We start from the raw sequence: 18,619 nt of genomic DNA, 5'->3' as shown, positions 1-18,619 counted from the left end.
CAGCACGGACGCCTGCCGGCGCGCGGGGTCAGGGCTGCGGATGCGGCGGCGGGTTGGCCGCGGCGTCGGCAGGCAATCGGGGTTCGAACGGATAGAACGCCGCCGGGTCCGCGCCGCTGCGCGGGAAGCTGGCGGTGAACTCGCTGCCGGCGTCGGCGGCCGGCAGGGTCGAGCGCGGCCACGGCCGGGCCTGCAGCGGCGTTGCCGGATGCCCGAACGGATCGCTGGCGTGTTGCGCGACCATCGTCGGGGGCACAGCGACCGGCGCCACGAACGGCGTCTGCGCCGGCGCCTTGGCGCGCGGCTTGGTGGCCGCCGCCGCCGCGTAGGCGCGCTCGGCGGGGACGCTGCGGGTGCGCGCGGCCTGTTCGCTGCGCGTGGCCTCGCGTCGCGCCGCGGCGTCCTGGCGGCGGTTGGCGGCGATCGCCATCGCCGGCGCCGCAGCAACGGCTGCGGCGAGATCGCCCTGCGGATCGGCCGGCGCAGGTGCAGGCGTCGGGACCTGCGGCGTGGTCGCCGCCGGAGTCGGCGCAGGCGCGGTGGCATCGGCGACCTGCGCCGGCGGCAGCGCCTCGGGGGTCTGCGGCAGGCGCTGGGTCACGAACAGGGCCAGCACGGCGACCGAGGCGGCCAGCGCCGCACTGCCGCCCCAGCGCCAGCTGCGACGTTTGCCGGCCGCGCTGGCCGCCTCGGCACGCGCGGCCTGCTGCGCTTCGGCGGCCACCGCCTGGCGCACGCGGGCACTGAAACCGCTGGGCGCCGGCACGCTGACGCGGCCGCGCAGGATGTCGCCGCACAACTGCCAGCGCTCGTGGCAGCCGGACAGTTCCTCGTCGTGCTGCAGCCGGCGCAGCACGAAACGCGCTTCGTCGGCCGGCAGTTCGCCGTCGATCAGGGCGGACAGTTGCTGCCGGTAGTGCAACTCGAACTTGTCCGGCGCGGCGCTGTCGGGCGCCGGCACTGGCTTGGGAAAGGGCGTGCTCTCGGTCATACGCGGTGTCGCTCACGGGTGGCGCTGTCGGTATCCAGCAGGGGACGGAGTTCGGCGTCGATGGCCTCGCGGGCGCGGAAGATCCGCGAACGCACGGTGCCGATCGGGCAGCCCATCTTCTGCGCGATGTCCTCGTAGCTCATGCCCTCCACCTCGCGCAGGGTGATGGCGGTACGCAATTCTTCCGGCAACGCGTTCACCGCCTTCATCACCGTCTGCTCCAGTTCCTGGCGCATCAACTCGCGCTCGGGCGTGTCGGTGTCGCGCAGGCGGGTGCCGCTGTCGAACTGCTCGGCATCGAGCACGTCGACATCGTCGGTGGGCGGCCTGCGGTTGTGCGCGACCAGGTAGTTCTTGGCGGTATTCACGGCGATCCGGTGCAACCATGTGGAGAACTGGGCGTCGCCGCGGAAGCTCCCCATCGCGCGGTAGGCGCGGATGAAGGTGTCCTGGGCCACGTCCTGACATTCGCTCCAGTCGGCGATGTAGCGCCCGATCAGGCCGACGATCCGGTGTTGGTACTTGCGCACCAGCACATCGAACGCCGCGCTTTCGCCGCGCTGCACACGCCGGACCAGTTCCAGGTCCAGCTCCTGGGGTGTTTCGACATCGGCCATAGCGGGCCGCACTCCTGTCAGCCCAACCTACGTCGGACCCTCTGACCGCCAATTCGGAAAAAAGTTCAGCGCCCCTCAGCGGATCGCCGCCCCACGACGTTAACCGGCGTTCCGTTAGGCTGGCGCAAGGCCAGCGGTCGCGGGACGCGCGTCAATTCCTTGGATTGGGATTTGACGCGACGGAAACAACCTCTGGATGATAACGATCTTCTCCATACATAAGCGGATGGTCCTCCCCATGCTTTCAGGCTTCGACGGGCTCCGATTCAGTCACTGGCAGGCGGACTTTCGCGGCGACGGCGTGATCGTGCTCAGCCTCGATCGCCAGGACGCGCCCGTCAACGCGCTGTCGCAGGACGTGCTGCTGGAGCTGGGCGACCTGCTCGAGCGCATCGCCATCGATCCGCCCAAGGGCGTGGTGATCCGCTCGGCCAAGGACAACGGCTTCATCGCCGGCGCCGACCTCAAGGAATTCCAGGAATTCGACCGCCGCGGCACCGTCAACGACGCCATCCGCCGCGGCCAAGCCACCTTCCAGAAGCTGGCGGAACTGCCCTGCCCCACGGTCGCGGCGATCCACGGCTTCTGCATGGGCGGCGGCACCGAGATCGCCCTGGCCTGCCGCTACCGCGTGGCCTCCAGCGATGCGGCCACCCGCATCGGCCTGCCCGAGACCAAGCTCGGCATCTTCCCCGGCTGGGGCGGCAGCGCGCGCCTGCCGCGGCTGATCGGTGCGCCGGCGGCGATGGACCTGATGCTCACCGGACGCACCGTGTCGGCTTCGGCGGCGCGGGCGATGGGCCTGGTCGACAAGGTCGCCGCACCGGCCGTGCTGACCGATACCGCGGTGGCGCTGGCGTTGTCCGGCAGCGCCCGTTCCTTCAAGCAACGCGCCACCGCCTGGGCCACCAACACCTGGCCGGCGCGCAAGCTGCTGGCGCCGCAGATGCGCAAGCAGGTGGCGCGCAAGGCGCGCAAGGAACACTACCCGGCGCCGTACGCGCTGATCGGCGTATGGGAACGCAGCGGCGGCAGCGGCATCCAGGCGCGCCTGGACGCCGAGCGCAAGGCGGTGGTCAAGCTGGCCAGCACGCCGACCGCGCGCAATCTGATCCGCATCTTCTTCCTCACCGAACGGCTCAAGGCGCTGGGCGGCAAGGATCACGGCATCCGCCACGTGCACGTGGTCGGCGCCGGGGTGATGGGCGGCGACATCGCCGCCTGGTCGGCCTACAAGGGCTTCGAGGTGACCCTGCAGGACCGCGAGCAGCGCTTCATCGACGGTGCGCTGAGCCGTGCCGGCGAGCTGTTCGCCAAGCGGGTCAAGGACGACAGCAAGCGCCCGGCGGTGGCGGCGCGCCTGAAGGGCGACCTGGCCGGCGACGGCGTGCCGACCGCCGATCTGGTGATCGAGGCGATCATCGAGAACCCGCAGGCCAAGCGCGAGCTGTACCAGTCGCTGGAGCCGCGCATGCAGCCGAACGCACTGCTGAGCACCAACACCTCCTCGATTCCGCTGACCGAACTGCGCGAGCACATCCAGCGCCCGGCGCAGTTCGGCGGCCTGCACTACTTCAACCCGGTGGCGCAGATGCCGCTGGTGGAGATCGTCTGCCACGACGGGCTGGCGCCGGAGAACCAGAAGCGGCTGGCCGCGTTCTGCAAGGCGATCGACAAGCTGCCGGTGCCGGTCGCCGGCACGCCCGGCTTCCTGGTCAACCGCGTGCTGTTCCCGTACATGCTGGAAGCGGCCACCGCCTATGCCGAAGGCATTCCCGGCCCGGCGATCGACAAGGCCGCGGTCAAGTTCGGCATGCCGATGGGCCCGATCGAACTGATCGACACCGTGGGCCTGGACGTGGCCGCCGGCGTCGGCGCCGAACTGGCGCCGTTCCTGGGCCTGCCGATCCCGGCGGCGCTGCAGACGGTGGAGCCGGGCAAGCGCGGCAAGAAGGACGGCCAGGGCCTGTACGCGTGGGAGAACGGCCGCGCCAAGAAGCCCGAACTGCCCAAGGACTATCACGCGCCGGACGATCTGGAGGACCGCCTGATCCTGCCGCTGCTCAACGAGGCGGTCGCCTGCCTGCACGAAGGCGTGGTCGCCGATGCCGACCTGCTCGATGCCGGCGTGATCTTCGGCACCGGCTTCGCCCCGTTCCGCGGCGGCCCGATCCAGCACATCCGTGCCGCTGGCGCCGACGTGCTGCTCGCCCGCCTGCGTGCCCTGCAGGCGCGCTACGGCGAGCGCTTCGCGCCGCGCCCGGGCTGGGAGTCGCCGGCGTTGCGCGAGCCGGTGGTCTGAGGCGCGCAGGCGCTCACATGTAGGCACGGTTTCAACCGCGATAGGCGCCATTGGGAAAGCGCGTCGCGGCTGAAGCCGCTCCTACGAAAGCGCCTCGCGGCGCTGGGTGAAGCGCATGCAGCTGATTCGGCATCTAGGCAACCGTCGAGGCGGACGCCCTTGTAGGATTCGCAGGAGCGGCTTCAGCCGCGACCGGCATTGCCGATAACCGCGGGTAGCCAATTCCGAACCGAAGACACGCGCTGCGCCTGCACGAACGTCATCACGCAGCAGTGTTGCCTACGAGTGCGAATGCCCATGCATGTGGCCGTGCCCATGTGTGGGATGAGCATGACCATGATCGTGGTCCTCGTGACCATGCCCATGATGACCGTGACCACCGCCCTCACCCGCCGCGGCCGGCGCGCCGCACGGGGCGGCACCGCAATGGCCGGCTTCCATCTGCAGGGTGATGTGGTCGATGTCGAACTGCGCATGCAGGCCATCGCACAGCGCAGCGCGCAGCGCATCGGCGTCGCCGCCCTCGTCCACCACCACGTGCGCGGTCAGCGCCGGCGTGCTGGAGGCCAGCGCCCACACGTGCAGGTCGTGCACGCTGGCCACGCCGGGCGCCGACTGCAGGTAGCCGCGCACCGCGTCCAGATCCACGCCCTTGGGCACGCCTTCCAGCAGCACGTTGACCGCTTCGCGCAGCAGCACCCAAGTCCGTGGCAATACCCACAGACCGATCAGCACCGCCAGGATCGGATCGATCAGCTTCCACCCGGTGACACGGATCGCCAGCGCGCCGACGATCACCGCGACCGAGCCGAGCATGTCGCTCCACACTTCCAGGTAGGCGCCCTTCATGTTGAGGCTCTCGCCGCTGCCGGCCTTGAGCAGGCGCATCGAGATCAGGTTGATCAGCAGGCCGAACGCGGCGATGCCGAGCATGCCGACGGTGGCGATCTCCTGCGGCTGGCGGAAACGCTGTACCGCCTCCCACAGGATGTAGCCGGCCACCACGAACAGCAGTGCGCCATTGACCAGCGCGCCCAGCGCCTCCAGCCGCGCATAGCCATAGCTGCGCTTGGCATCGGGCGGGCGCCGGCTCAGCCGCACCGCCACCAAGGCGATCATCAGCGCCAGCGTGTCGGTGGCCATGTGCGCGGCGTCGGACAACAGCGCCAGGCTGTTGGTGACGAAGGCGCCGGCCACTTCCACCACCAGGAACAGCGCGGTGAGGCCGAGCGCCCACCACAGGGGCTGCTCGTGACGGATTTCGGTGGGGGCGTGGCTGTGATCGTGTCCCATGGGGCGACCGATGGCGATGCGGAGGAAGATGGCCGCTACCTTAGGCCGCCGCCTGCGCGGAGACTATTACACCACCGGTGCGACGGCCCTGGACCGCAACGAAACGCCGCGCACACTGCCGCCGCGAGCGACGCGGTCGCGGTGCGGGTCGCGGCGGCTCGGCCGCGACCCGCAGCATGGCTCAGCGGCTGGAACCGGCCGGCGTGGCGCCAGCGCTCTGCAGCTGCTGCGCCTTGGCCAGGTGCTCGGCCACATGCGCGCGCGTGGTGCGCAGATGCGCGGCCACTTCCGGGGTCTTGGCCGCAGGGATCAGCGTGCTGTCGAGCATCTGCAGGGCGGCCTGGTGATCCTTGACCATCGCCGCCACGTAGGCCTGCTCGAAGCGATCGCCGTCCAATGCCTGCAGCTTGCCGGCTTCCGCCTTGGCCTTCTGCATCTGCTGCTGCGCGGGCGCGGCCTTGGTGTCGGGACCCCAAGGCGCGATCTTGGCGTTGTTGTCGGAATGCTCCTTCACCATCTGCATGGCGTAGTCGCGCACCGGGCCCTTGACCTGCTTCTGCAGGGCCAGATTGCCGGCGTTGACCTCGCTGATGTTGATCGCCGACAGCACGCCGAGCGCCTGCTTTTCGTTGAGCGCAGCCGTCCGCGCGCCTTGCATGCTGGTCGACGCCGGCGAGGCAGTCGTCGACGGGGCGTTCTGCTGCATCGCGCCGGGATCGCGCGTGCCGGCCTGGCCGGAGGTATCGGTCTGTGCGTGGGCCAGGCCGATGCCGAAGACCGACACCAGCGCCAGGGAGAGAACGGAACGGGAAGGACGCATGACGATTTCCTTTGCATGACAGGTGCAGCCATGCTCTGCCGCCTCTCGTGAGCGCCTGGTTGAACGTGGGTGCACACGATGCGAAATGCTGCAGCCGCAAAATGGACCAATGCGCACCCAGCATCGCTTGCGGAGATTTATGTGATGCCCGCGACGATTGACGCCACCGCGATCCGTACCTCACACCCCCCAACGCGCCGCGGCCCAGGCTGGGGCTATCCCACTCCGGAGCACAGCACATGGCACAGCGACATCTTCCGCTCGCGCAACAGGTGATCGTGATCACCGGCGCCTCCAGCGGCATCGGCCTGTGTACCGCACTACTGGCCGCCGAACGCGGTGCCCGCCTGGTGCTGGTGGCGCGCAGCCAGGGCGTTCTCGACGCGACCGTGCAGACCATCCGCGATGGCGGCGGCGACGCGCTCGCCGTCGTCGCCGATGTCGCCGAGCGCACGCAGCTGGACGAAGCCGCGGCGGTGGCGATCCGGCACTTCGGGCGCGTCGACACCTGGGTGAACAACGCCGGCGTGGCGATCTACGGCAAGCTTGCCGATGTGGACGATGGCGACAGCAGGCGCCTGTTCGACGTGAACTTCTGGGGCGTGGTGCATGGATCGATGGCGGCGCTGCCGCATCTGCTCGCCTCGCGCGGCACCCTGATCAATCTGGGCAGTGAGGCCTCCGAGGCGGCCCTTCCGCTACAGGGCATGTATGCGGCGTCCAAGCACGCGGTAAAGGGCTTTACCGACACCTTGCGGATCGAACTGGACCAGCTGGACGGCGCACCGATATCGGTGGTGCTGATCCAGCCGACCGCGGTGAACACGCCGTATCCGCAGCATGCGCGCAACTATCTGCGCGAGGAACCGACGCTGCCCAAACCGATGATCGCACCGCTGCGGGTCGCCGAGGCGATCCTGCATGCGGCCGAACACGGCGGTCGCGATGTCAAGGTCGGCATGCTGGCCAGCGCCAACGTGGCGATGACCCACTTGCTGCCGCGCCTGGCCGACCGGCTCTCGGCGCTGCGCAGCGAACAGCAGCGGCAGGCGCAGCCGGCGCGCGACCCACAAGGCACGCTGTACCTCGCTGGCGAGAGCGGCCGCATCCACGGCGACTGACCACGAACGCGCCGCGTCGTACCGCGCTTACGGCAACCAGCGCAGCAGCAGCACGCTGAGGCTGGCCAGCGCCAGCAGCGATAGCGTGCCGGCGGCGAGCACGCGGCCGCCGGAGGCGAGCACGCTGCGCAGATTCACCGACAGGCCCAGTGCCGCCATCGCCACCAGGGTGAACAGCAGCGACAGCGTTTGCGCCGCCTCGATCACTGGGGCCGGCAGCACGCCCAGCGCGCGCAGGCCCATCATGCCGACGAAACCGAACACGAACCACGGCACCAGCGCATGCAGTGGGCGCCGCTGCGCCGGCGATCCGCCGCGGATCAAGCCCAGCAGCAGCATCACCGGCCCCAGCATCAACACCCGCATCAGCTTCACCAACGCGCCCACCTGCGCGCTGACCGCCCCCACCGGCACGGTTGCCGCCAGCACCTGCGGCACGGCGTAGACGGTCATGCCGGCGAGGATGCCGTAGTGGCGCTGGTCCAGCCCCAGCAACGGCACCGCCAGCGGCAGCAGCAGCACCACCAGCACGCCCAGGGCGGCGGTGAACGCGATCGAGGCGGCGACGTCGTCGGAGTCGGCATCGATCACCGGCGCGGCGGCGACGATCGCCGAATTGCCGCAGATCGCGTTGCCGCAGGCGACCAGCGTGGCCAGCCGCGACGGCAACCCCAGCGCGCGGCCGATGCCGTAGCCGAGCGCGATCGCCAGCAGCACCACCGCGGCGATGGCGCCCAGCAACAGACCGCCGGCGGCGCCGATGGCGCCGATGCCGACCGAGGCGCCGAGCAGCACGATCGCCAGTTCCAGCGGCAGCTTGGCGGCGAAGGCGATGCCGGCGTGGCTGGACGGCGGCAGCCGCCAGGCGGTGCGCAGCAGCGTGCCGAGCACGATCGCGAACACCAACGCGTCGATCCAGCGCCGACCCAGCCACTGCAGTTGCGCGCGCTCGGCCAGCCAGGCCAGCGCCGCCACCGCGATGGCCAGGGCCAGCCCGGGCAGTAAGGTCGAAGGTCTGTGCAAGTGCGTACGCATGGGAGCGGTCCGGATCGAAGTGGCGGCAGATTGCGCCCGTTGACCATTTCGATCCATCGCATAATGACGCACACTTCATTCGATCCATCCGAACGGTCCTCGCATGACCCTGGAACAACTCGCGCTGTTCGTGGCGGTGGCCGAGCGCCAGCACCTGACCCTGGGCGCACAGGCCGCGCATCGCACGCCCTCGGCCGCCAGCGCCGCGATCAAGGCGCTGGAGCATCGGTACGGGGTGGCGCTGTTCGACCGGGTCGGCCGCGGCCTGGTGCTGACCGCGGCCGGGGCGGCGTTCTGCGAGGACGCCAAGGCGATCCTGGCGCGCAGCCGCGCCGCCGAGCTGGCGCTGAGCGAATGGCGCGGCGTGCTGCGCGGCACGCTCGACCTGCACGCCAGCCAGACCGTGGCCAGCTACTGGTTGCCAACCCGGCTGATGGCGTTCCACGCGCGCTATCCGCAGATCGAGATCCGCCTGAGCGTGGGCAACACCGACAGCGTGGCGCGTGCGGTACGCGAGGGGCGCGCGGAACTGGGCTTCGTCGAGGGGCGCGTGCAGGCCGCGGAACTGCGGAGTTCACCGCTGGACCACGACCGGCTGAGCGTGGTGGCCGCGCCGGACCACCCGCTGGCCGGGCGCCGCCGCCCCGGGCTGGCACGGCTGGTCGCGGACAGCACCTGGATCATGCGCGAGCCCGGCTCGGGCACCCGTTCGGCGTTCGAGGCGGCGCTGCGCACCGCCGGCATCGCCCCGGACCGCCTGCGCGTGGCGCTGTCCCTGCCCTCCAACGAAGCGGTGCTGTCGGCGGTGCAGGCCGGGCACAGCCTGGCGGCGATCTCGGAGCTGGCCGCGGCGCCTTGGCTGGAGAGCGGCCGCCTGCAGCGCCTCGCCGTGACGCTGAGCGAACGCACCTTCCATGCGCTGCACCACCGCGAACGCAGCCTGGGCGCGGCGGCGGCCGCCCTGCTCGGCTTGCAGACCCCATCCGCCACGGCCTGAGCACAGCGCAGACCGGGTGACGCGCCGCGGCGCGCGACATCCATTCCAAAACGAGATAGCCCTCGGCAAATGCTTCATTGGAATGGAATGCCTTGCGCTTCTATCCTCGCTCCCGGTCTCTCGCGCGCCAAGGCAGCGGAACGGGGATGTCCCCGGCGCCGCCGCAGGACATGCCACGCCCGCCCTGCCGCGCCGACAGACACGCCATCGAGGACAACGACCAGGACAGCCTGCAGTCACGCACGCCGTCCTGTCGATGCCCCCAGGACCGGACCCTTCCGGCCCATGCCAACTTGCTCGGTCACTTTTTGTCCTGGGAGGGAACAAAAATGCCTTTGGAACAGCTCCGTCGCCCGCTCGGCCGGCGCGCGCATCGTCCTGCCGCCCGCACCCTGCTGGGCGCGGCCATCGTCCTGGTCCTGTCCGGCAACTTCGCCGCGCACGCGCAGAGCGCCACCGCCGATCCGTCGACCACGCCGCCCGCCAAAACCGATGCCACGCCCGACGCCAAGAACGGCCAGCAACCGGTCACCCTGGACAACGTGATGGTGGTCGGCCAGCGCGCCAGCCTGGAACAGGCGGTGCAGGCCAAGCAGCTCGACGACCACGTGGTCGAGGTGATCTCGGCCGACAACATGGGGCAGATGCCCAACGTCACCGTGGCCGAGGCGCTGGTGCGCCTGCCCGGCGTCAACGGCACCCGCGACCGCGGCAACGAAAGTCTGGCCACGGTGCGCGGCCTCGGCCCGCGCATGACCATGGGTACGGTCAACGGCCGCGAGATCGCCTCCTCCGAACCCAACCGCGCGGTGCGCTGGGAGGTATTCCCCACCGAGATCGTCTCCACCGTCAAGGTCTACAAGACCCCTTCGGCGGACCTGATCGCCGGCGGCATCGCCGCCACCGTGGACATCTCCACCATCAACCCGCTCGATCACACCGGCCCGACCTTCGTCGCCACCGCCGGCCCGGTCTACTACGACGAGGCCAAGGACGCACGCGACTACTCGCCGTGGGGCCAGCGCCTGGGCGCGAGCTGGATCCACCGCATCAACGACAACCTGGCGGTCGCGCTCGGCGCCACCTACCAGAAGCAGAAGAACGCCGGCGTCTCGATCGGCACCTGGGGTTACACCGACGCCAGCAGCGCGCGCGACGTCGATGGCGACGGCAAGGTCGACTACACGCCCTGGGGCGCGGCCGACCAGCTCAAGCTGACCGAGCAGACCCGCACCGGCGCGATGGGCACCGTGCAGTGGCGCTCGGGCAACCTGGAACTCAAGCTCGACGGGCTGTACTCGCGCATCCGCATCGACGAGGACCAGCGCCAGAACTGGTTCAACAACCTCGGCTACAGCATCTATTCGACCAGCAACCCGTACACCACGCCCGGCTCGTCCTACACCATCGTCGACGGCGACGTGGTCGCCGGCACCCTGGCCAATTCCAGGCTGCAGGTGGACCACGTCATCGCCAACTACAACGAGGTCAAGACGCTGGCGGCCGGCGGCCTCAACGCCAAGTGGCGCGGCGACGTGTGGACGCTGGGCAGCGACCTGTCGTTCTCGCAGGCCAAGCGCGACAACGACTGGCGCGCGGTGCGCTTCGGCAGCAACCCGGACACGGTATCGTTCGACTTCCGCCATGGCGTCACCCCCACCATCAGCACCAGCTCCGATGCGCCGGAATGGGGCATCAGCGGCCAGACCGAACCGCAGGCGCTGCGCGACCGCATCGCCGCGCTGGCACTGAGCGCCAGCCGCGCGATCGAGGATTCGCCGATCACCGCGCTGGAGTTCGGCGCGCGCGCCGCACGCCGCGAGAAGCAGAACCGCCATTTCACCAGCTTCCAGTCCGGCTACGACCAGCCGATCTCCGCCTACCAGAACCTGATCTACCCGGTAACGATGCCGGATCTGAACGTGCCGACGCTGACCGGCGGCGACCTGGACGCGATCGCCAAGCTCGGCTTCGGCGGCTTCGATCCCGGCCTGGCCGCCGAACAGCGCCTGGACCACTGGAACGTCGAGGAGAACGTGCGCGAGGCCTTCGCCAAGGCGGTGTTCAGTGCGCAGTGGTTCGGCGTGGACGTCACCGGCAATGCCGGCGTACGCGTGGTCCACACCGACACCGACAGCAACGGCTACGACACCGTCGGCGGCGTGGTGCAGCCGAGCAGCGCCGGCAAGACCTACACCGACGTGCTGCCCAGCGCCACGGTCAACTTCCTGATCGACCCCGAGCGCATCCTGCGCGTATCGGTGGCCAAGGTGATGGCGCGGCCGCCGCTGGACGAACTGCGTACCGGACGCGCGCTCGACGATCCCAACACCACCGTCGGCCAGCTCACCGGCAGCGGCGGCAACCCGCAGCTCAACCCGTTCCGCGCCACCCAGCTCGACCTGTCCTACGAGTGGTACTTCCACAAGGAAGCGCTGGCGGCGCTGGCGCTGTACCGCAAATGGGTGGATTCGAGCATCGGCTACAAGACCCAGCACGAGACCATCGACGGCCGCGACTACCTGATCAGCGGGCCGTTCAACGGTGGCGGCGGCTACATCAACGGCGCCGAGCTGACCTTCCAGACCCCGTTCTTCTTCATCCCGCACATGGAGAACTTCGGCATCTACTCGAACTACTCGTACGTGGAGTCCAACCTGCACGAGTTCTCGCCGGCGGACAATCCGCTGCCGCTCAGCGGCCTGGCGCGCAACACCGGCACGCTGGACTTCTGGTACAACAACGGCAGTTTCGAAGCGCGGATCGGCTACAAGTACCACAGCCCCTACACCGTGGTGTACGGCTGGAACGCGGCGCGGCTGGCGCGACTGGAGAGCGAAGGCACGGTGGACCTGAGCCTGGCCTGGCGCTACAGCGAGCACCTGGGCTTCAAGTTCCAGGTCGGCAACCTGACCAACGAACCACTGCGCGCCTACAGCGACAACAAGCGCAACCGGCTCGCCAACCAGGACGATGGCGGCTACCAGTTGTTCGGGCGCCGCTTCGCCCTGGAAGCGACCTACACGTTCTGAGCCGGTGGAGACCCGCATGCGATCCAAACGCACCTGGCTGCCGGCGCTCGCGCTGGCCATGGCCGCCGCCCTCGCCGCGCCCATGGCCGGCGCCGGCCCGCTGTACCTGGGCGCCGACCTGTCCTACGTCAACGAGATGGAGGATTGCGGCGTGCAGTACCGCGAGCAGGGTACGGTGCGCGACCCGTTCGAGCTGTTCCACGCGCACGGCGCCAACCTGGTGCGCGTGCGCCTGTGGAACGATGCGCGCTGGACCCGCTACAGCGACCTGAGCGACGTCAAGAAGACCATCCGTCGCGCGCGTGCGCAGGGCATGCAGGTGCTGCTGGACTTCCACTACTCCGACGACTGGGCAGACGGCGACAAGCAATTGATCCCCAAGGCCTGGGCCTCGATCACCGACCAGGACGAACTGGCGCGCACGCTGTACGGCTTCACCTATGACACGCTGAGCGCGCTGGACCGCGCAGGGCTGATGCCGGAACTGGTGCAGGTGGGCAACGAGAGCAATTCGGACCTGATGGACAGCCAGCCCTGGGACAAGCGCCGGCCGATCGACTGGACCCGCAACGCCAAGCTGTTCAACGCCGGCATCAAGGCAGTGCGCGACGCCGGCGCGCGCTCGACGATCAAACCGAAGGTGATGCTGCATATCGCCCAGCCGGAGAACGTGGAGCCGTGGTTCGCCGACGCGGCCAAGGCCGGCGTGCGCGACTTCGACTTCATCGGCATCAGCTACTACCGCAAGTGGTCGCGCGAGACCATGGACCAGCTCGGCGCCACCATCAAGCGCCTGCGCCAGCGCTATCCGGCCGAAGTGATGGTGGTGGAGACCGCCTATCCATGGACGCTGGAGAGCGGCGATCCCTCGCCCAACCTGCTCGGCGCGGACTCGCTGATTCCGGGCTACCCGGCCACGCCGCAGGGCCAGCTGAAGTACCTGGTCGACCTCACCCAACTGGTGGTCGACAACGGCGGCAGCGGCGTCGTGTACTGGGAGCCGGCGTGGACCAGCAACCAGTGCAAGACCCGCTGGGGCGTCGGCTCCTCGTGGGAGAACGCCAGTTTCTTCGATTTCCGCCACGGCAACGAACTGCTGCCCGGCATCGGCTTCATGCAGCACGCCTACCGGCCGGCTCCGGCCACGGCAGCGAGCAAGGCCGACGCGCCGGCGCAGGACGCGCGGCCATGATCGAACTGAGCCGCCGCGACCTCCTGCGCTCGCTGGTCGCCGGCGGCGTGCAGGTGGCAGTGCCCGGCGCGGCCGCGGCGCTGGCGCCGGCCGCGCTGGCCGCCACGCCCGCCAGCGGTAGCGCCGCGTCACCGCTGTGGCTGGACCTGGACGACGACGCGCCGCGCCGGCGCCTGCTGTGCGATACCGGCTGGCGTTTCCATCTCGGCCACGCCGACGATCCGGCGCGCGACTTCAACTTCGGCACCTTCCAGCGCACCTACGCCAAGGCCGGCAAGGACACCGCCGATGCCGCCCTGCTCGGCTTCGACGACAGCGACTGGGAGCGCATCGACCTGCCGCACGACTGGGCAGTCACGCTGCCGCCACGGAAGGACCCGACCTCCACCCTGGTCAATGGCGAAGACCCGGCCGCCGCGCATGGCTACAAGCCGCTGGGCCGCACCGATCCGCAGACCAGCATCGGCTGGTACCGGCGCGTGCTGGAGATTCCGACCGAGGACCTGGGCAAGCGCATCAGCCTGGAATTCGACGGCGTGTTCCGCGATTGCATCGTGTTCTGCAACGGCCACATCGTCGGCCGCAACGGCAGCGGCTACTGCGGCTTCGAGGTCGACCTCAGCGACGTGCTCGACTACGGCGCCAGGAACATCATCGCCGTACGCGTGGACGCCACCCTCGGCGAAGGCTGGTTCTACGAAGGCGCCGGCATCTACCGCCACGTCTGGCTGCGCACCACCGACGCGCTGCACGTGCCGATGGATGGCGTCTTCGTGCGCAGCGCCTGGGACGGCGGCGACGCACAAGCAATGGTGGAAACCGAACTCGGCAACAACGGCGCGACACCGCGCCAGTGCAGCGTGGTGTCGGTGATCCGCGCCCCCGACGGGCGCATCGTCGCCCAGGCCAGCTCGGCGCCGATTACGGTCGAACCGGGCGTGGTGCAGCGCGTGCAGCAGACCCTGGACCTGGGCACACCCGCGCCGTGGTCGCCGGAAACCCCGCAGCGCTACACCCTGTCCACGCGCCTGCTCGGCGATGGCCGCACCTGCGACGCCACCACCACGCATTTCGGCGTGCGCCGCCTGCAGTTCGATCCGCAGCGCGGCCTGCTGCTCAACGGCGCCGTCTACAAGCTGCACGGCACCAACAACCACCAGGACCATGCCGGCGTCGGCACCGCCATCCCCGACCGCCTGCACGAATGGCGCCTGCGCCAGCTCAAGTCGATGGGCTGCAATGCCTACCGCAGCGCACACAACCCGGCCTCGCCCGCGGTGCTGGAGCTGTGCGATCGGCTGGGCCTGCTGCTGATCGACGAGACCCGGCGCATGTCCTCCGACGAGGAGGCCATGACCGAACTGACCGCGATGGTGCGGCGCGGCCGCAACCATCCCTGCGTGATGCTGTGGTCGCTGGGCAACGAAGAACCGCAGATGGTCACCGCGCGCGGTGCGCGCATCGTCGCGCGCATGCAGCGCCTGGTGCGGCGCCTGGACCCGACCCGGCCCACCACCTTCGCCATGGACAAGGGCTTCGACGACTGCGTCGGCCAGGTCGTGGACGTGGTCGGCTTCAACTACCGCACCACGCAGATGGACGCCTTCCATGCGCGCCATCCGCAGATCCCGGTCTACGGCAGCGAAACCGGCAGCACCGTCGGCGTGCGCGGCAACTACCGCACCGACGACGTGCGCGGCTACGCCCGCGCCTACGACCTCGACTACCCCTGGTGGGCCAGCAGCGCCGAAGCCTGGTGGAGCTATGTCGCGCAGCGCCCGTACATCGCCGGCGGCTTCGTCTGGACCGGCTTCGACTACCGCGGCGAACCGACCCCGTACAACCGCTGGCCGAACGTGGCCTCGCAGTTCGGCATCCTCGACAGCTGCGGCTTTCCCAAGGACAACTACTGGTACTACCGCGCGCAGTGGACCGCCGAGCCGGTGCTGCACCTGTTCCCGCACTGGAACTGGGATGGCCTGCTGGACGAGCGCGACAACGGCATGGTCGACGTGTGGTGCCACAGCAACCTGGACGCGGTGGAACTGTTGGTCAACGGCGTCAGCCAGGGCCTGCAACAGGTGCCGGCCTACGGTCACGTCGAGTGGCGCGTGCGCTACGCCCCCGGTCGCATCGAAGCGCGCGGCTACCGCGGCGGCAAGCAGGTGCTGACGCAACTGCGCGAGACCGTCGGCGCTCCGGCCGCGGTGCGCCTGCGCTGCGAGCGCACCACCCTGCTGGCCGACGCCGAGGACGTGGCCGTGGTCGCGGTGGAAATCGTCGACGCGCAGGGCCGCGTCGTACCCACCGCCAGCGACGCCGTGCGCTTCGCCGTCCACGGTCCCGGCCGCCTGATCGGCGTGGGCAACGGCGACCCGTCCAGCCACGAGAGCGACAAGGCCGACCATCGCCACGCCTTCAACGGCCTGTGCATGGCCTTGCTGCAGACCACGCGCACGGCGGGCACGCTGACAGTGGAAGCTACGGCGACCGGGTTGGCATCGGCGCGGTTGGCGCTGCCTGTGGAGCGCGCGCGATCGCGTCCGTTCGTGGCGTAAGCACCGGGCACCTTCGCTGCCAGGGTGCTGCGATGGGCACAGGGCAGCTGCGCTTCGGCGTCGGCATCATTGCCGGTCTTCTGCGCCCCAACCTTGACCATTGCCGGTCGAGGCACGTGCGGCTTCCGGCTGGATGGCGTCAATGCGCCCAGCATCACGCCCGCGCTTGTCCATGGCGCGATGGCCACCGCGTCGTCACCGCAATGCGTGGCATGCGCAGGCGCGTCCCGCGACATCTCACCGTCATACCTTCAGCATCGTCGCGTCACCAACGCTGAAACAACGATGCGGGCGTCTCGTCAAGTAGACACTTTGAGACAAGTGTCGCAGATCAATTGACGCATTTTGCGCCGACGCCTATATCTCGCATCACACGGCGGGCATGCGGGGGCATGCCGACACCACCGACTCGCATCGTAGCCACTTTTCGCGCGACACCGCTTCGCGCACCCAGCATCCGTACAGACTCAACGCCTCACCCGCACTACCACGTGGAACAGGCAGGTGCAGTTGCTCGCGCCTGCTCATCACCCAGCCCAACGCCAGGCCCACCACGGAGAAGGTTTCATGAGCGCATCGCAAGCCCCTGCCGTCCGCGGCATCATCCCCAAGCAGCCGATTCAGATCACCGGACAGCCACTGAGCGAACTGGCCGCCGACACCGCAGCGCTGAAGGCTCTGGTGCAGGCCGCGGTCAACGTGGAGCTCTTCACCATCCCGCTGTACATGTGCACGATGAAGTCGATCCAGGGCACGCACGCGATCAACGCCAGCGGCATTTCCTACTACAAGGGCCGCGTCTGGCCGGGCATGGCGACCGGCGTCGTGGTGCCTGCCGACGACACCTCGCCCGCGACTGCACCACAGCGCGCCTACAACCTGCTGTTCTCGGTCTTCATCGACGAGATGCTGCACCTGCAGATGGCGGCCAACATCTGCAACGCCGTTGGCGTGCAGCCCAATTTCAACAGCCCGCTGCTGCAGGACGCCAACTACAACTGGATCTGCTACGGCCCCACGCAGACCGTCATTCCGCACGTGATCGATCTGCGCGACCTGAAAGATCCCTCGGTCGGCAGCAACCTGACCGTGCAGCTATCCGAACTGAGTGAAGACCAGGTCACGTTGTTCACCCTCATCGAGGAAGACCACGCGGCCGCACTCGCCAGGATCAAGTCCAACCCAGGTAATGCGTATTTCCCCCAGGTCCCGTTCGCGGACTGGACGGCACAAAGCAAGGAAACCGACCTGCCGCTGTTCGGGACGATCGGATGGATGTACTACAGCCTTTACCGGTACATGACCATCAAGTACGAGGACGGACAGCTGCTGTGGGAGAAACTGTTCGTCGGACCCGTCAGGCAGTGGGACCTGTTCAACAGCACGGCCAAGTCCGCGGAAAAGGAGTATCCGCTGATGCCGACGCAGATCACCGCCAAGGCCGCGGTGACCGCCGGCATGCAGGCGATCACCATGATGGCCGCCATCTGCGACCAGGGCGAAGGCGGCATCGACGCATCGACCACCCGCGAGTTCCTGAACATGCTGCACGCGCGTGCGCTGGAGATTGGCATGTCCCTGGCCGAGATCAACAGCGTGGTTCCGACGTTCCAGCCGGACAAGGAGGCGATGGCCAACAACCACCCCTCCTATACCGACACCGGCGCATCGGCCACCTCCACGGATGCCGACGCACGCGCGACCAATGGCGCCCTGGACCACCACCAGCGTTTCGAGAACCTGCTGGGACTGGTCGGACAGGTGCAGACCTGGAGCCAATGGCATGCGATTTCGAGCAACGTCTGGACGGGCGCGATGCTGACCACCTCCGATTTCGATCCCACCACCGCGCCAAGCAACATCCCCAAGCCCGACGACGTGGCCACCGCACTCAACAATCTGAAAAAGGTCGATCCCACCGCGCTGGACAACGTCGCGCAAGGCGCGCTCGCCGGCATCACCACGGTGTTGAGCACGTCGTGGGGCGCCACCGATGTCCAGTTCCCGTATCCGTCGATGGTCGGCTCCGGCGATCGCCTGGGCCTGTACTGGGCGATCTACGGCAGCGCGCCCACCTTGCAGAAGGTGACCAGCAGCACGCAGGCGACAAGCACACTGCTGCACGCCTGCCAGGGACTCGCCCTCGATGGATCCGGCGGCGACTGCGCGGCGCCGGCGATCTATCACAGCTGCAAGGGTTCCAACCACTGCGCCACCCAGGGCGGCTGCGGATTCGTGCAATCGGTGGACGGCGGCGGCAATTGCTCGCAGGCCATCGGCGGCGGTTGCGGTCAGCGCGTCGCGGCGGCGGCACAGGCGGCGGCCAAGGCCGCAGCGGGCGAACAGGTCGGCGGAACCTGCGGCGCGCCCACGCTGTACAGCGCGCCAGCCAACAACAAGTGCGGCGGCTTCGGCGGTTGTGCCGTGCCGATCTCGGCATCGCAACTCTATCCGGCTGCCGGCACCATGCAGGTCTTCGACTTCACCGCCCCGGACAACACCCCGACGCCCTTGACGACGCAGGCGTTCGCCGTCGGCGATGCGGTCTACGACATCGCGTGGGATGCATACAAGAAGGTGATGACCGAGCGCAAACTGCCGGTGGGCGACCAGCCAAAGCCCACCGACCTGCGCGTCGCCCTGCCGCCCTCGACCTGAGGA

Annotated in this window: 12 protein-coding genes; 7 read left to right on the top strand and 5 right to left on the bottom strand. The window is 69.0% G+C overall.

Translation table 11 applies throughout. The features are described 5' to 3' along the window. Positions 1-28 precede the first annotated feature (28 nt). Both GGR66_RS16300 and rpoE read right to left on the bottom strand, forming a co-directional pair. On the bottom strand, positions 29-991 hold the full coding sequence (locus GGR66_RS16300) for a sigma-E factor negative regulatory protein (protein WP_184449106.1): 963 nt from the start codon (positions 989-991) through the stop codon (positions 29-31). Then, positions 988-1,608 carry an RNA polymerase sigma factor RpoE gene (gene rpoE / locus GGR66_RS16295; protein WP_167087404.1) on the bottom strand — a complete coding sequence of 207 codons (621 nt, stop codon included), beginning with the start codon at positions 1,606-1,608 and terminating at the stop codon, positions 988-990. Before rpoE ends, GGR66_RS16300 begins: the two co-directional genes overlap by 4 nt. A gap of 238 nt (positions 1,609-1,846) precedes the next feature. Here rpoE and GGR66_RS16290 point away from each other — a divergent pair, with 238 nt between their 5' ends. Then, positions 1,847-3,910 (top strand): 3-hydroxyacyl-CoA dehydrogenase NAD-binding domain-containing protein, encoded by a 2,064-nt coding sequence (locus GGR66_RS16290; RefSeq protein WP_184449104.1) that lies wholly within the window; start codon positions 1,847-1,849, stop codon positions 3,908-3,910. 279 nt (positions 3,911-4,189) lie between these two features. On the opposite strand, the gene GGR66_RS16285 is transcribed toward GGR66_RS16290, so the two are convergent. Together GGR66_RS16285 and GGR66_RS16280 are read right to left on the bottom strand one after the other, a co-directional pair. Then, positions 4,190-5,203, bottom strand: coding sequence for a cation diffusion facilitator family transporter (locus GGR66_RS16285; protein WP_184449102.1), 1,014 nt, complete (start codon positions 5,201-5,203; stop codon positions 4,190-4,192). A 181-nt stretch (positions 5,204-5,384) separates the two neighbouring features. Then, positions 5,385-6,023, bottom strand: a complete 639-nt coding sequence (locus GGR66_RS16280) for a DUF4142 domain-containing protein (RefSeq protein WP_255421739.1) — start codon at positions 6,021-6,023, stop codon at positions 5,385-5,387. 239 nt (positions 6,024-6,262) lie between these two features. Between GGR66_RS16280 and GGR66_RS16275 the strand changes: the two genes are divergently transcribed. Then, complete coding sequence (locus tag GGR66_RS16275) at positions 6,263-7,144, top strand: SDR family oxidoreductase (protein WP_167087397.1); 882 nt, start codon at positions 6,263-6,265, stop codon at positions 7,142-7,144. 27 nt (positions 7,145-7,171) lie between these two features. On the opposite strand, the gene GGR66_RS16270 is transcribed toward GGR66_RS16275, so the two are convergent. Beyond that, positions 7,172-8,167: a putative sulfate exporter family transporter gene (locus tag GGR66_RS16270; RefSeq protein ID WP_255421738.1), complete on the bottom strand. Its 996-nt coding sequence runs from the start codon at positions 8,165-8,167 to the stop codon at positions 7,172-7,174. A gap of 115 nt (positions 8,168-8,282) precedes the next feature. Here GGR66_RS16270 and GGR66_RS16265 point away from each other — a divergent pair, with 115 nt between their 5' ends. From GGR66_RS16265 to GGR66_RS16245, 5 genes are all read left to right on the top strand, one after another. Further along, positions 8,283-9,176, top strand: a complete 894-nt coding sequence (locus tag GGR66_RS16265; protein WP_167087393.1) for a LysR family transcriptional regulator — start codon at positions 8,283-8,285, stop codon at positions 9,174-9,176. 329 nt (positions 9,177-9,505) lie between these two features. Beyond that, a complete protein-coding gene (locus GGR66_RS16260; protein WP_255421737.1) occupies positions 9,506-12,208 on the top strand; it encodes a TonB-dependent receptor in 2,703 nt (900 codons plus the stop codon). A gap of 16 nt (positions 12,209-12,224) precedes the next feature. Continuing rightward, positions 12,225-13,400 (top strand): arabinogalactan endo-1,4-beta-galactosidase, encoded by a 1,176-nt coding sequence (locus GGR66_RS16255; RefSeq protein ID WP_184449100.1) that lies wholly within the window; start codon positions 12,225-12,227, stop codon positions 13,398-13,400. After that, complete coding sequence (gene galA, locus GGR66_RS16250; RefSeq protein WP_184449098.1) at positions 13,397-15,958, top strand: beta-galactosidase GalA; 2,562 nt, start codon at positions 13,397-13,399, stop codon at positions 15,956-15,958. The genes GGR66_RS16255 and galA overlap by 4 nt, the downstream gene beginning before the upstream one ends. Before the next feature lie 567 nt (positions 15,959-16,525). Continuing rightward, positions 16,526-18,616 (top strand): ferritin-like domain-containing protein, encoded by a 2,091-nt coding sequence (locus tag GGR66_RS16245; protein WP_184449096.1) that lies wholly within the window; start codon positions 16,526-16,528, stop codon positions 18,614-18,616. Positions 18,617-18,619 lie beyond the last annotated feature (3 nt).

It is taken from the genome of Xanthomonas sp. 3498, from assembly GCF_014199795.1.
Lineage (GTDB): Bacteria > Pseudomonadota > Gammaproteobacteria > Xanthomonadales > Xanthomonadaceae > Xanthomonas_A > Xanthomonas_A rydalmerensis.
The sequence above is the reverse complement of the archived record's forward strand: the minus strand, read 5'-3'. Positions and strand labels throughout refer to the sequence as shown.